Annotated in this window: 9 protein-coding genes and 4 rRNA genes; 2 read left to right on the forward strand and 11 right to left on the reverse strand. The window is 47.2% G+C overall.

Features of this window, described 5'->3' with window-relative positions:
* Nucleotides 1-47: 47 nt before the first annotated feature.
* The 11 genes from GFH31_RS05125 to GFH31_RS05175 form a co-directional block, all read right to left on the reverse strand.
* On the reverse strand, nucleotides 48-326 hold the full coding sequence (locus tag GFH31_RS05125; RefSeq protein ID WP_125147129.1) for a hypothetical protein: 279 nt from the start codon (nucleotides 324-326) through the stop codon (nucleotides 48-50).
* 401 nt (nucleotides 327-727) lie between these two features.
* The gene (locus GFH31_RS05130) at nucleotides 728-1,246 is read right to left on the reverse strand and encodes a hypothetical protein (RefSeq protein WP_118458585.1); all 519 of its coding nucleotides are present in this window, start codon (nucleotides 1,244-1,246) and stop codon (nucleotides 728-730) included.
* 1 nt (nucleotide 1,247) lies between these two features.
* Complete coding sequence (locus tag GFH31_RS05135; RefSeq protein WP_172970772.1) at nucleotides 1,248-2,357, reverse strand: 6-bladed beta-propeller; 1,110 nt, start codon at nucleotides 2,355-2,357, stop codon at nucleotides 1,248-1,250.
* 94 nt (nucleotides 2,358-2,451) lie between these two features.
* Complete coding sequence (locus GFH31_RS05140; RefSeq protein WP_118657143.1) at nucleotides 2,452-2,772, reverse strand: hypothetical protein; 321 nt, start codon at nucleotides 2,770-2,772, stop codon at nucleotides 2,452-2,454.
* Between the two features lie 255 nt (nucleotides 2,773-3,027).
* Nucleotides 3,028-3,138, reverse strand: a 5S ribosomal RNA gene (gene rrf, locus GFH31_RS05145).
* A 99-nt stretch (nucleotides 3,139-3,237) separates the two neighbouring features.
* The gene (locus GFH31_RS05150) at nucleotides 3,238-4,413 is read right to left on the reverse strand and encodes a 6-bladed beta-propeller (protein WP_153498103.1); all 1,176 of its coding nucleotides are present in this window, start codon (nucleotides 4,411-4,413) and stop codon (nucleotides 3,238-3,240) included.
* 181 nt (nucleotides 4,414-4,594) lie between these two features.
* The gene (locus tag GFH31_RS05155; RefSeq protein ID WP_118458591.1) at nucleotides 4,595-4,816 is read right to left on the reverse strand and encodes a hypothetical protein; all 222 of its coding nucleotides are present in this window, start codon (nucleotides 4,814-4,816) and stop codon (nucleotides 4,595-4,597) included.
* Between the two features lie 391 nt (nucleotides 4,817-5,207).
* Nucleotides 5,208-5,320 (reverse strand): 5S ribosomal RNA (rrf, locus tag GFH31_RS05160).
* Between the two features lie 103 nt (nucleotides 5,321-5,423).
* A 23S ribosomal RNA gene (locus tag GFH31_RS05165) occupies nucleotides 5,424-8,295 on the reverse strand.
* Between the two features lie 226 nt (nucleotides 8,296-8,521).
* Nucleotides 8,522-10,050: ribosomal RNA gene (locus tag GFH31_RS05170) — 16S ribosomal RNA — on the reverse strand.
* The 16S, 23S and 5S rRNA genes sit together here, the layout of an rRNA operon.
* Nucleotides 10,051-10,875: 825 nt before the next feature.
* Entirely contained in the window at nucleotides 10,876-12,612 is a 1,737-nt protein-coding gene (locus GFH31_RS05175) for an FG-GAP repeat domain-containing protein (protein ID WP_153498291.1), read from the reverse strand.
* Between the two features lie 306 nt (nucleotides 12,613-12,918).
* On the opposite strand from GFH31_RS05175, the gene GFH31_RS05180 reads away from it, so the two are divergent.
* Both GFH31_RS05180 and GFH31_RS05185 read left to right on the forward strand, forming a co-directional pair.
* Nucleotides 12,919-13,239: a hypothetical protein gene (locus GFH31_RS05180; protein WP_153498292.1), complete on the forward strand. Its 321-nt coding sequence runs from the start codon at nucleotides 12,919-12,921 to the stop codon at nucleotides 13,237-13,239.
* A gap of 59 nt (nucleotides 13,240-13,298) precedes the next feature.
* Nucleotides 13,299-14,471, forward strand: a complete 1,173-nt coding sequence (locus GFH31_RS05185) for a 6-bladed beta-propeller (protein WP_172970804.1) — start codon at nucleotides 13,299-13,301, stop codon at nucleotides 14,469-14,471.
* Nucleotides 14,472-15,084: the final 613 nt, after the last annotated feature.

Below are 15,084 nucleotides of genomic sequence, written 5' to 3' on the forward strand. Positions count from 1 at the left end.
CAGAACCAAATCTCGATTCTGGTTCTGTTCATTATCAAATAATTCAATTAACTTTTGTGTGTCGGGCAACGTTTTGAATTACATCCACTTCCTCCTCCCTGACATGTTATAATCTCCACCTTACATTTTTTACCTTTGGAGATTTGCACGCCACAAATGGAACTATACATATATCCGTCCGGATACTCATACTGTCCGCCTTCATCACGCGTTAACGCCTCGACATTTGATAAAAGAAGTGCCCCCTCACTGGTTTTGTCCGCTGTTAGTAAATAAGCACCGGCAGCCAATACGACCGCAAACGAACATAGAATTACTTCTTTCATGATAATTGATTTTAATAATCAATAAATGGCAAGATTGAACACAATCTTTATTACAATATTAACGATAATTACCATTATCAACAAACCGTTATCACTAAAAAAGAACTTATTAGGAACTATTATCGTTACGGGCAGCAGGTAATTGCTTATCGTAAACGCTCCGGTTCATCAATTCCTATACAAAAAAGCCTTCCGAAAAGCCTGGCTGCGGGGGACAATAAACTCACGGACGTTTCGCCCCGGCCAAAGTGATCGAAACCGAACACGCCGAACGGCACGACGAGGAAACCAAAACCAAAGCATTGCGGGAACGTATCGCGCAGTCGGGACATACACACAAAACAACCGGCCTGCTGTCCTGCGACAGCAAGCCGGTTGTTTTCACTTACATACGAAAGAAGTCACTCGTCGGAGCGGATAGCCGATTCGTACAAACGCCAGATTTTGTCGCTCCCTATCGGATTGCCGACGGCCCGAGGCTGATTACGACCGTTTAATAAAAACGTATGGTAAGCCTCCCGGTCGATATGATAAGTCGCGGCGAAAGATCCCAACGTATCGTAGAGCACAGGCAGCGTAAAGTGAATCATTTTCATCTGGGCATGGATCGCCTGCATATCCGGGACGTGAACGACCAGAACGACCGGAACGCGCATACGCCCTCGCACCACATTCCACATCCGCAGGCTCTGCAACTTACAACCGACGCAACCCGAAGAATCGAGGTAGTGGACAATCTTGGGGCCGGGCATCCGTACGGTACTTTTCGCCAGATCTTCGGGCGCATACAGTCGGCTCAGGTCGATGCGTTGCTCCATAAACGATTCCAGTTTCCGGTACTCGGCCCCTTTCCGTGAATCGCAGCCGGTTCCCATACTCAGCCCCATCCCTACGATCAGCAAAAAGTATCTTGCCAACATCCTAGAAATCCTTTACCTTAAAACATGCCAAAAAAAGATTGGCGTCCGTCTCCATACTGTCTATCATCGCCTTGTATTTGCCCGAAAATCCGTAATCTTTCGCCATATATTGCAGCGTTATCGCATGATGCGGACCGTAACACCAATCCCCGTCGCACGCATAGATAATGCCGGTCAAATAGTCGAAAGTACGATCCCCGCTCATATTTTCAAGCGTTTTATCGTACCGGATCGCATTTCCGGAATTTTTCGAATAAAGGTACATATCGTCCATCCCGGAACGTAACAAGATATGCGATCCGACATTGAAAAACTCCACCGGAAAAAAATAGTTTCGCTTCTCATATTCGGGCAATTCCGCATTGGGATCCATTTCCCGGCGCTGCTCGTCGTTCAGCAATTTCACGTCCTCGTCCCCACTCTCTATAATATAAGCCGGGGATACGGTACGTTCCGACACGGCGACACGGTAAACCGTATCCCCCAAGGTAGGATAGTATAGAATATCCCCGTTGTCCAAATAACCGCTGGCCGACAGGAACGACAAACCGTATTTAGGCGTCCGGTTCCTTATCATGCCCTGGACGACGTCTCCTTTCAGGTCGATCCAGTGCAAATCGTAATCCCGCAGCAGCGAATCCTGGTACTGTTCCTTGTTGTCGTTTTCATACCTCAGGATCATATCGTCGCGGAACGCGATCACTTGTTTCGGCGCGAAATCGACTTTAACCACGTGCTCGAGATTCAGAAGTTCGTCGAAAATAAAAATCTTGCGAACGACATCGTCCGCAACCAATATTTTCTTACTGACCGGATCGGCCGCGAGAAAACACAGCATGAAATACTCGTCGGGCCCGTTCCCCCGCGCTTCGAACTTTTTCAGAAATTTCCCGTCTCGATCGAAACAGAGCAACTTCGTTCCCATCCGGTCGAGTAAATAGAATTTGCCATTCAGCAATTTCAGGCAGCGCACATAATCGAACATCGATTCCGGGGTGGTCTCCAATTGAACAAAACGGAGCGAATCGAATAATTCGGCTCCGGAAACTCCGTCTTTTTTCGGTTCGATCCACAACCGAGTAAGCGAATCGGACGAAGCCCGGCGATACATATTGCGATTTTTGCAGGAAACGACTCCTGCAAAAACCGCAATAACCAAACACAAAACTTTCGCGATTTTCATCGACTACAAGCTATGAAATCGATCAACCGATCATACAATCCGGACATCCGGCAAGTTCTCCCCCCTCGACATACATACACACCGGAGTCTTTCCCTTAACGAGTTGGGGCGGATCGGTCGGACTAAGTCCAGGGAATGCTACATAACAAGGAGGCTCCAGAATATAAGAAACTATTCTATAACCCATTTTGGGCGGCTCCGGTTTTTCATCTTGCGTCAGCGCTTCGACATTGGCCAATAAAAAATCACCGTAACCACGAAGTCCGCTGTTTTTCAGATAGACGCCCGTAGCCAATAATGTAAAAATGCCCGCGATTCCCCAAAAGATAAATGCTTTTTTCATAACAATAACGTTTTGATAGTTTAATAAATAACACATAACATCATTGCAATAATAATAACAAACCCGGTAACGGACAAGCAACCTCACCAAAAAGGAATCAATTAACTACCAATCCCGGCTTCGAATCGTCAGGCGGGCTTTCTCTTCATGTTCCGTCCGGAACAGGCGCGGAGCGCTCCGTTTCTTCCCCCCATCCTCCCCTGCGTTACGCTCCCGCACAAAAAAGAGTCCCCCGATTACTCGAAGGACGACTCTAAGAGGCGGCGACCTACTCTCCCACATGTTACTGCAGTACCATCGGCGTAAACGGGCTTAACTTCCCAGTTCGAAATAGGAAGGGGGAACTTCGCTGCTATAATCACCTAAATCTTTATTGTTATACCTACAACATCATACAGACTCAGCGATACCTTTAGTAAAAATTCCTTCTGTTCAATCCGGTTCCCTTGTCTAAAAAACCGAACTTTATGGATTTAATTGATAAATAATTAGACAAGGATTATCGTCGACCTCGATAGACGGGATGATTTGGCGCAATCGTGCGGTTTGTTCGGGATAATCCTTTTCAAAATCGTTATATTCATCTCTCCCATCCACGAACGGTTTCATATTCAATGCACTTATTTCTGTAATGATAGCCTGCTGCGAAATTGCGCGTATTCGACCGAAAGGAAGAAAATATTTTGTCTCATTGACGACCGGTTCGCAGAGCCGACTCGCTCGCGTTTGTTTGTCATATACCAGCAAACGAGGTTGCCCTTCAAATACGAAATAGAATATCCAATAACGTTCGGTCTGCTGGAAACAGTTAATCTTCTGAACAAATCCGTTCGCTTCATTCGGGTCCAGATGTTGTAACTTCTCAAAACGGTTCACTTGTTCCGGCCAACCGTATTTTCCAAAATCCAATCGGAACAAAGGAGTCGCGCCCTTTTCTGAACAACTGTAAATAAGATTCTCACGCGGAGCAAGAAAATAACCGACACCGTCGTACGATGAAAAAGCATATGCATCGTTATAATACATGCTTTCCCATCCCTTTTCTATCGGAATATCCCCTCTCACAACTTTATAGTTTTCATCCAATATCCAGAGTTCATAAGAACCATCTTGCGCATATCCCCCCGCATATCCAACAACACCGTCGCGCATAGGGCATATAGCAACTAATTCTTTCGGCAATTCGGTTTGAGAAATTAGGGAAGTTCCGTCCAGATCGAACGAAAGTATTTCCGACGAATTCCTTGTCAGCAAATTCAACGTACCGGATTGGTCGTCGATAAAAAAATCACGTAGCTGAATGTATTCTCCTGGCCCTCGACCTTTCCGACTGATTTTACGGATTGCTTTGCCTTGCATGTCAAAAATAAATAGAGATTGACTGGCATAAAAATCACCGATATATATCTTGCCGTCATGAATCAGAACTTTATCGATTCGTCCGACCAATACGCTATCGTTTGTTTCCAGCCTTACAATCCGGATATCTTTGATAAGAGACAATCGTTGCAACTCAACCGTATGCTCGTCCAGATCTATCGTAATAGACTGAAATTCACATGTATTACATTGCATCTGACACGAAAATAAAAATAAGTACGAAACCAAGGATGCAACACTCACAGACAATACTTTATTCATGAATTCCAATTCTAAAATAGCCCCAAACGTTAAATGATATCAGCTTTACGGCCTTATTTGGATGGACCCGCACTGCAATTCTGCGGAGTACATAACTCATTCCCCCCTGCAGCACAATGCACCTCTCCACTCGCCGAATAATAATACGCCTTACCCGTTCTATCCGTTTTTAAAGTAAGCGTTACCCTTCGACAGAAACCGTAATTTCTGAATTTTTCGGCCCTGAAAATTCATAATAACAACCATTCGAAGATCTTATGTAAAGATCTGAGTTACCTTCGTCTCGCGCCAATGCTTCTACATTAGCTAATAGACACGGACTTTCATAAGTGGTACTTTCATTTAGCAGGTAAGTGCCAATAACTGACGCAACGGCAAATGAACACAAAATCATCTTTTTCATAACTATTATTCTAATAAATTAATAAATAATGAAATCATATAAGATCATCGTTTCAATCCATTTCATATCAAAGAGCTACTCTCCATTAGTCGAAAGATTAAACGAAACGACTGCAAATCCACAAATTACCCTTACCGTATATAATGAAGAAACTTTACTCATACATGAACATTTAATAAGATAATAAAGATATATATTTGACAATAATAATAAAGATAATAGCAATATCCAAACGCATATTTACAAAAAAAAACAAAAAAAGAACCAAAAAGATACCAAAAAGCAATCACCTTCTGTTCGGAAGCGAAGCTCGTTCCCTCGCACCACGACCGATACTACCCCTATCAATATCCGCACAAAAAAGAGTCCCCCGATTGCTCGGAGGACTCTAAGGAGGCGGCTACCTACTCTCCCACATGTTACTGCAGTACCATCGGCGTGAACGGGCTTAACTTCTCTGTTCGGAATGGGAAGAGGTGGAACCCCGCTGCTATAACCACCTAAATCTACATTGTTATAGCTAACAACATGATATCGTAAAGTTCTTTTGACTCAAACACCTTCTTTCGAGTATTTGACGATTCGAGGATGAGAAAAGGGCCCTCTGTAAAGAAAGTCATTCGGGCTATTAGTACCGCTCGGCTTTGACATCACTGCCTTTACACCTGCGGCCTATCAACGTAGTAGTCTCCTACGGCCCTCAAGGGAAATCTTATCTTGGGGTTGGCTTCGTGCTTAGATGCTTTCAGCACTTATCCAATCCGAACATGGATACTCAGCGATACACCTGGCGGCATAACTGATAAACCAGAGGTTCGTCCAACTCGGTCCTCTCGTACTAAAGTCAGGACCCCTCAAATTTCCTACGCCCGCAACAGATAGAGACCGAACTGTCTCACGACGTTCTGAACCCAGCTCGCGTGCCACTTTAATCGGCGAACAGCCGAACCCTTGGGACCTTCTCCAGCCCCAGGATGTGACGAGCCGACATCGAGGTGCCAAACCGCCGCGTCGATATGAGCTCTTGGCGGCGATCAGCCTGTTATCCCCGGAGTACCTTTTATCCTTTGAGCGATGGCCAGTCCACACAGAACCACCGGATCACTATGCCCTGCTTTCGCACCTGGTCGACTTGTTGGTCTCACAGTCAAGCACCCTTGTGCCATTGCACTCTGCGCACGGTTACCATTCGTGCTGAGGGTACCTTGGGAAGCCTCCGTTACGCTTTTGGAGGCGACCACCCCAGTCAAACTACCCACCAAACGGTGTCTCCCTTGCGGGGTTAGAATTCAAATACACAAAGGGCAGTATTTCAACGTTGACTCCACGATACCTAGCGGCACCGCTTCGCAGTCTCCTGCCTATCCTACACATTATGCACCCAAATTCAGCGTTAAGTTGCAGTAAAGGTTCACGGGGTCTTTTCGTCCCGTTGCGGGTACCCGGCATCTTCACCGGGACTACAATTTCACTGAGCTCACGGACGAGACAGTGTCCAGATCATTACACCATTCGTGCAGGTCGGAACTTACCCGACAAGGAATTTCGCTACCTTAGGACCGTTATAGTTACGGCCGCCGTTTACTGGGGCTTCGATTCAATGCTTCGCTTGCGCTGACATCCCCTCTTAACCTTCCAGCACCGGGCAGGTGTCAGGCCCTATACTTCTTCTCTCGAATTAGCAGAGCCATATGTTTTTGTTAAACAGTTGCCTGGACCTCTTCGCTGCGCCCTACTTGCGTAGGGACCCCTTTTCCCGAAGTTACGGGGTCAATTTGCCTAGTTCCTTATCCGTGATTCACTCAAGCACCTGAGGATACTCTCCTCGACCACCTGTGTCGGTTTACGGTACGGGTGATATGAACCTGAAGCTTAGAAGTTTTTCTCGGAAGCTTGCTTGGGCTAACTATCCGATTGGCCGTAGCCGCTCGGTACTGTCAGGTTTCAGCATGAATCAGCTATTAACCGAATCATATACCTACACCCTTTAACCAACAATTCCGTCTGTTGGCGTAGCTTACGCTTCTCCGTCCCTCCGTCGCAGTTCATATCAGTATCGGAATATTAACCGATTGTCCATCGAGATCACCATGCGGCTTACCCTTAGGCCCCGACTGACCCTGATCCGATTAACGTTGATCAGGAAACCTTGGTCTTGCGGTGGGCGGGTTACTCTCCCGCCTTATCGTTACTTATACCTACATTTGCTTTTCCATAAACTCCACCGATCCTCACGAATCGGCTTCGACGTCGATGGAATGCTCCCCTACCACTCCGTAGAGTCCATAGCTTCGGCAATACACTTGATGCCCGGTTATTATCCACGCACAACCGCTCGACTAGTGAGCTGTTACGCACTCTTTAAATGAATAGCTGCTTCCAAGCTAACATCCTAGCTGTCGCTGCAGTCGCACATCGTTAGTTCAACTTAGTGTATGTTTGGGGGCCTTAGCTGATGGTCTGAGTTGTTCCTCTTTAGTCGCCGGACATTAGCACCCAGCGGCTCACTGCTGCAAATCATTCTACTGGCATTCGGAGTTTGTCAGGATTTGGTAGGCGGTGAAGCCCCCGCATCCAATCAGTAGCTCTACCTCCAGTAGACTATTACAACGCTGCTCCTAAAAGCATTTCGGGGAGTACGAGCTATTTCCCAGCTTGATTAGCCTTTCACCCCTACCCACAAGTCATCCGAAAACTTTTCAACGTTTACCGGTGCGGACCTCCAGTTGGTTTTACCCAACCTTCATCCTGCTCATGGGTAGATCGCAAGGTTTCGCGTCTACAACCACTAACTATACGCCCTATTCAGACTCGCTTTCGCTTCGGCTCCGGACTTTATAGTCCTTAACCTCGCTAGTGATTAGTAACTCGTAGGTTCATTATCCAAAAGGCACGCCGTCACCGCACGAAGCGGCTCCGACAGGTTGTAAGCGTACGGTTTCAGGTTCTTTTTCACTCCCCTGTTCGGGGTACTTTTCACCTTTCCCTCACGGTACTGGTCCACTATCGGTCTCTTGGGAGTATTTAGCCTTACGGGGTGGTCCCCGCAAATTCTGACAGGATTCCTCGTGTCCCGCCATACTCAGGATACTGCTACCGCTTACCGAACTTACCAATACGGGACTTTCACCCTCTACGGTACGACTTTCCAGTCATTTCTCGTTCGTTGGTATTAAGATATCGCAGTCCTATAACCCCGGCATTGCCGTAACAATGCCGGTTTGGGCTCTTTCCTTTTCGCTCGCCACTACTCGGGAAATCGATGTTTCTTTCTCCTCCTCCTATTACTAAGATGTTTCAGTTCATAGGGTTTGCTCACCGTTGCCGGTGTGACAGGTCTCCGACCTGCCGGGTTGCCCCATTCGGACATCTGCGGATCAAGTCTTTTTTGCAAATCCCCGCAGCTTTTCGCAGCTTAACACGTCCTTCTTCGCCTCCAAGAGCCTAGGCATCCCCCGTACGCCCTTGCTTACTTTCTTTTTCGTGTCGCATAACCCGGCTCGTGACCGGTTATGCAACCCCCTTTCTCATCCTTAAATCTGTCAAAGAACTTTTCCACAGCAGGCAGGTCATCGCTGACCCGATCCTTATCGCGTGGATCGTACAGTATCGCGGTTTTGCTCCGCTACGACTGTGCGTAAACACATCGATACTGTTATAATAGTCTTTGAAGTATAAGCAGCTATACCTTTGAACAAGCTCCAAAAAGGAGGTGTTCCAGCCGCACCTTCCGGTACGGCTACCTTGTTACGACTTAGCCCCAGTCATCGGTTTTGCCCTAGGACGCTCCTTGCGGTCACGTACTTCAGGCACCCCCAACTCCCATGGCTTGACGGGCGGTGTGTACAAGGCCCGGGAACGTATTCACCGCGCCATGGCTGATGCGCGATTACTAGCGAATCCAACTTCATGGAGGCGAGTTTCAGCCTCCAATCCGAACTGAGATCGGCTTTCGAGATTGGCATCCTGTCACCAGGTAGCTACCCTCTGTACCGACCATTGTAACACGTGTGTCGCCCCGGACGTAAGGGCCGTGCTGATTTGACGTCATCCCCACCTTCCTCTCGGCTTACACCGGCAGTCCTGCTAGAGTGCCCATCTTGACATGCTGGCAACTAACAGTAGGGGTTGCGCTCGTTATGGGACTTAACCCGACACCTCACGGCACGAGCTGACGACAACCATGCAGCACCTAGTTTCGCGCTCCGAAGAGAAGACCCCTTTCAGGATCCGTCGCTAACTTTCAAGCCCGGGTAAGGTTCCTCGCGTATCATCGAATTAAACCACATGTTCCTCCGCTTGTGCGGGCCCCCGTCAATTCCTTTGAGTTTCATTCTTGCGAACGTACTCCCCAGGTGGATAACTTATCGCTTTCGCTTAGTCACCGACACTATATCGCCGGCAACGAGTTATCATCGTTTACGGCGTGGACTACCAGGGTATCTAATCCTGTTCGCTACCCACGCTTTCGTGCCTCAGCGTCAGTAATAGCTTGGAAAGCTGCCTTCGCAATCGGTGTTCTGTGTGATATCTAAGCATTTCACCGCTACACCACACATTCCGCCTTCCGCAACTACACTCTAGTCTGACAGTATCAGAGGCAATTTCGATGTTGAGCATCGAGCTTTCACCTCTAACTTATCAAACCGCCTACGCACCCTTTAAACCCAATAAATCCGGATAACGCTCGGATCCTCCGTATTACCGCGGCTGCTGGCACGGAGTTAGCCGATCCTTATTCGTACGATACTTTCAAACAGATACACGTATCTGAATTTACCCTCGTACAAAAGCAGTTTACAATGCATAGCACCTTCATCCTGCACGCGGCATGGCTGGTTCAGACTTGCGTCCATTGACCAATATTCCTCACTGCTGCCTCCCGTAGGAGTCTGGTCCGTGTCTCAGTACCAGTGTGGGGGGAAAACCTCTCAGTCCCCCTATGTATCATCGCAATGGTGAGCCGTTACCTCACCATCTAGCTAATACAACGCATGCCCATCTTTAACCACCGGAGTTTTCAACCTCAAAAGATGCCTTCTGAAATATTATGGGGTATTAGACCAAATTTCTTCGGATTATCCCCCTGTTAAAGGTAGGTTGCATACGCGTTACGCACCCGTGCGCCGGTCGCCGGCAGAAGTAGCAAGCTACTTCTTCCGCTGCCCCTCGACTTGCATGTGTTAGGCCTGCCGCTAGCGTTTATCCTGAGCCAGGATCAAACTCTCCATTGTAAAAAATTTAAATCTTAGCTCTACTCAAAGGTATGTTGAAAATTATTACCGTCTTTATCAGACTGGTAAGAATAAACTTTAGCTGCTTAAATACTTCAAAGAACTTATTCTTTTCTTACAAAATTTCGTCGTTTCAACGCCCTGTAAAATTCTTATCGAACTTTCGGGGCCACAAAGGTAAAGAGTATTTTTCAAATCTCCAAACTTTCGCTGAGAAACTTTCGAAATATTTTTAAAGAACCTTGTTGTTAAACTTCCGTTTCAATCGTCTAACGGGGCGCAAAGATATGTGTTCGTTTCGAAACTACCAAATCTTTTTTTGAAAATTTTCAAACCTTTTCAGAACGCTTTGCCAGACTTGTCTTTCGTTTAGCGGGTGCAAATATAGAGACTTTTAAAGTTTCTTTCCAAATATTTCGGAAACATTTTTTCACTATTTTCCCGACCAAACGTACAAACCGTTATATACAAACGCATTAACGACGCCACGAAAGTTCGCTTTTATACGAGGATCCGTCGCACGCAACCCGCCGAATACGACATTTCGTCGGAAACGGCCGCAGAAATCGGCTGCCGTTTTTTCCGGGAATTCGAATCGCTACCGCAAATCCGTACCGCGCGAACCGTAGGATTTCGCCACTTACACCGTCCGGTTCTGCCAGCCGCGTCGAAAAAACGTCCGGAAATTTCCCGAAAAAACATCCGTTTTTCGGTATCTGTCGACCGAAAGCGTCCGAAAACCGTCGTTCCGGACGGTAAAAAATCCGGCGCCGGCCGTCGGTGCGACCGCATTAGTCGGAAATCCGGCAACGGATTTCCGATCCGCTACCGGGAAAGCCGGGCCCAATCGGACGAAAAATAGGCCGCCTGGAGTTTTTCGAGCATCGCCGAATCGTTTTCCCGCATAAATAAATTTTCGAGATCCTTATAAATATAGAATTGCAGCCAGTAACCGTCGCGGTATTGCTCGCGCGGCGAGGAAGGCTGCTGCAGTTTGGCATACCAAAGGGTATTCAATCCGAAACGTTCGGCCGCCTTGCGGGCAGCGACCGCATTCGCCCACATCTTGCCGGACACCTTTTTATATAGACGGGTGAAATCGCCGTATTTGAAATCCGAAACGTCGATCAGTTCGCACCTGTCGTCCACGCCCAGGGCTTTCAGTTCGATCTTCGTCTCAAAAACCCGATCTCCGTCCAGATCGTATTCGATGCAGTCGAGAAAGCCGTTATCGTCGGTATCGGTATATTTGACCGTTGCGAAACTTTTAGGAGCCTTGTTCTGCCACGACCGGTCGTATCCCTGGAAATAACGGGCCGTTTGGTCGATGCGCCAGCACCCCCACTCCGCGCCGTACAGGTGGATACGCCCGTCGAAACGGCCGACATACAACCGTCCTCCGCCGGAATTGTCCAGATCCCACTCCCCGCGGTCGCCGGCCCAATCGGATTGGGGATGATTGTCCACGCCGCCTTTACCCGAACCCATTTTGAACGGGTCCATCGGATAATAGAACTCGACCCGTTCCCAACGGGCGCAATCGTCGTCCTCGTCGAACACCAGGTAGGCCTGCTTCCACTCTCCCCGGCGATAGATCAGATTCCAGGCGTTCTTATGGTCGGCATAAATCAGTTCGGTCAGCTCGCGAAAACGCGGGTCGATGAAAAAGCGGTCGGCCTCGGGCAACCCGCGCATGTTCCGCAACGCGTGCACCTGATCCGTATAATCGAACCCGCCGCCCATAAAGCCGAGCGTACAGTCGAAATCGAAATCGTTGCCCGGCGCATTGTCGTTGTCCAGATCGACGGCGATCGATACCCAATCGGCCCGGCCGGCAACCTGCTGCTTCTCGAATCCGTCGGCCTGAGCCGCCGGATCGGGCTGCGGCGTATCGACAATCCGGATCGCCATCTCCGACAGTCCGTCGCGGTCGGGATCGTAGAACAGGAACGGATTCTCCCAGTTCAGCCGCAGGTCTTTCATCTGATCGGTCGACGTATGTATCTTGATAAAGGCCGACTGCCCGCTGTAATCGGTATAAAAATCCGAGATGCCGTACTTCTCCCAGCATTCGAGCAACATCGTGTTCCAGTTGATATAGTTGAACACCCCGTCGCGGTCGGTATCCAGCACGATCATGTAGTGCCCGTTCGGCCATCCCCGCGCGACGCCCTCTTTCGGATACTCGGCGATCAACTGCAAGTCGGCCCGGCCGTCGCCGTCCAGGTCGGCATACTTGACGACCAAGTCGTAAACGCCGTCCTTGTCGCGGTCGATCAGCAAGCAGTCGTTGTCGAGATCGCCTTCGAGGTCGCCTTCCCGCATATCGCCGTCGTCGTCGAGCCACAGCACGGGAATATCGTCCCGCGTGACGCTGCGGATCGCATCCGGCTTCCCGTCCCCGTTCAGATCGAGGTACTCCGGCACAAAACCCGTCGGAGGAGGGGGCAGTCGGAAAGAACCGATCTGCAACTGTCGGTTCCAATAGTCGGATGAACCGCCGCGCGCATGCACATTGGCAACACCTATCAATAAAGCAAAAAGCAACGTTATTTTTTTCATGAGCCGTACACTGATAATCATTTTATGCAACGGCGCAATCGCTAAAATCCATGCGAAAAATCCCCGATCATACATCGCCGGAAATCCGCCGGATCAAATGCAACCGTTTGCACAAAAATAAAACATTTTTAGGAATAAAATAAACCTGTCGGAATATTAGAATAGTATTTGACGATCAACCGATATTAGATAATCTTTATGTTAATTAGGAATAAAAAAAGTACTAATTAAAAGACCAACTAACACATACATATTATATTTTTGTAAAAACAATTTTATAATCAACAACTTAAATCAATTATTTTTATGAAAAATTTTTTAGCCAAAAGTCTTTGTTTTTCAATGGTAGTGAGTGCAGGCTTCTCTCTCTACATTACCCAGAACAATAAAGTTATCAGCACATTGACCTTAAATAATGTCGAAGCGCTTTCTGATCCTGAATCGGGAGGATCAGAAACAGGAAAAGCCAGAGGCTACGACGCCGATTGTCCCGTTTATGAAATTAAATACAATGAAAAAGGAGAAATCTATTTCTCTGCCACAGGAGCTTATACCAAAGGACATGGTAATACCTGCGAGGGAACCTCGGGGACGTGCACTCCTAAAAATGCATGTATTAAAATCTAATTTAAATTTTTCGGGCCTACTTATTTTGTAGGCCCGAAAAATAAAAACGAATGCTTGTCATGAAAATCGCCTGGTATTTTTTAGTCGGAGTGCTTTTTTACTGCTGTTCATCAAAAAACAGCGCCCGACAGACTTTTATAGACACATCTGTAATTAAAGAAGTCATCTTCGATGCAAGTAACAAAATCAGTGTCGACAGCATTATTGCCGATTATAAATTTATAAAATTAGACAGTACGAAGAATCTAATCGGAGAAATCTGGCAAACTATCGTAACGGATCAAAATCTAATTATCGTAGACAAATTAAACTCCAGTTCGGTTTTCATTTTCGACAAGACCGGAAAAAGCGAAGCCGTTATCCATCGCCTCGGCAGAGGGCCGCACGAATACCTTTCGATTTCCCATGTGGCGCTTACTCCTGATCAGCAAACGATCGCTATTATTGATAGCAAAAGTTCGAAAGTGCTGTTTTTCGATCTGGCAGGAAATTTTCTGGAAAGAAAAAAGATTCCTTCTGTATGCTTGGATATGGAATATATAACTCCCGATGAAGTCGTATGTACAACCATCGGACGCAAGCCCGAAGAGAGAAATATCATGAAATCGGAACTATCGCAAAATCAGATTCTCTTTACAGACAACGACTTTAATATCAAAAGTGCCGCTTTCCCCAATCGTTACAATGCCGATTTTCTCGAATCATCGCCAAGCCTCAAAAAATTCGGAACTGACGTTGAAATCAATACTTCTTACTGCGACACCATTTATCGAGTTTCTTCCGGCGGGCAGCTAACCGCCAAATACCACCTCGATATGAGCGCCATCGGCGGAATTTCCAACCTGCCGGCAGACATAACCAATGAAAAACTGAAAAAATTATCCGAAACGAACTGTATGTTTTACGGGAGTTACGCCAACGGAAAAGATTTCGCAATATTCAATATTTCCACTCCACCCCAAAACATCATAGCTCCCTATCTGTACTCGAAAGCCAGCGGAAAAACATACCGTTTAACGCTGCCGGCACGGGACGACGATGATTTTTATTCAAAAATTTACCTGAACGGCTCTTGTACCTGTTACGACAATCAGTTTATCGCCGCGATCCCGTCTTACCGGATTCTTCAGGGAACCTCTCCGCAGTGGCAAAAGAAACATCCCGAAATAATGGACGGCCTGACAGAGGACAGCAATCCTATACTCGTATTTTATACGCTCAGGGAACCTTGACTATGCGATATATAAATCAGTTAATCCGATTTCAGTTTTGAAGCAAAAAAGGATACTCCTTCTTCTTATAATCGTTTTATTCGCGACGGATATCATCCTGGTAAACCGGACAATCAATTGCCGCAAAGAAATACAGATCAAAGATTCCGTTATACGTTCGATAGAAACATCGACCCTTAAATCGGGATATATCGAAAGTTGTCTGTCCTATGCCTATACGTTCGATAGGATGAACGTAATAGATACCGATTTAACCGATACGTTGCTACGAACGATTCCCATACAACAGATCGTTCGTAACGGACCGGTGTTCGTTTTCCGCTATGCTGAACGCAATTGCCCCGATTGCATCGTGTTCGGACTCATGCAATTGAAAAGACTGGCCGACTCCGTTTCCCAACGACCGGTCATTTTTGCCAATTATGCGGAACCCTATCCTTTCAAACGAAACACACGCGAAATGCATCCTCAGGGAATCCCGTCGTACAATATCCAAAATGTATTGCCGGCTGACGAATTACAGACTCCTTATTGTTTCATACTCCATCCGGACCTTCGTATAAGCGAGTTTTTCATTCCCGACAAATCGTTTCCTAAAGTAACAAAACGATAC

Source organism: Alistipes sp. dk3624 (genome assembly GCF_009557455.1).
GTDB lineage: Bacteria > Bacteroidota > Bacteroidia > Bacteroidales > Rikenellaceae > Alistipes_A > Alistipes_A hominis.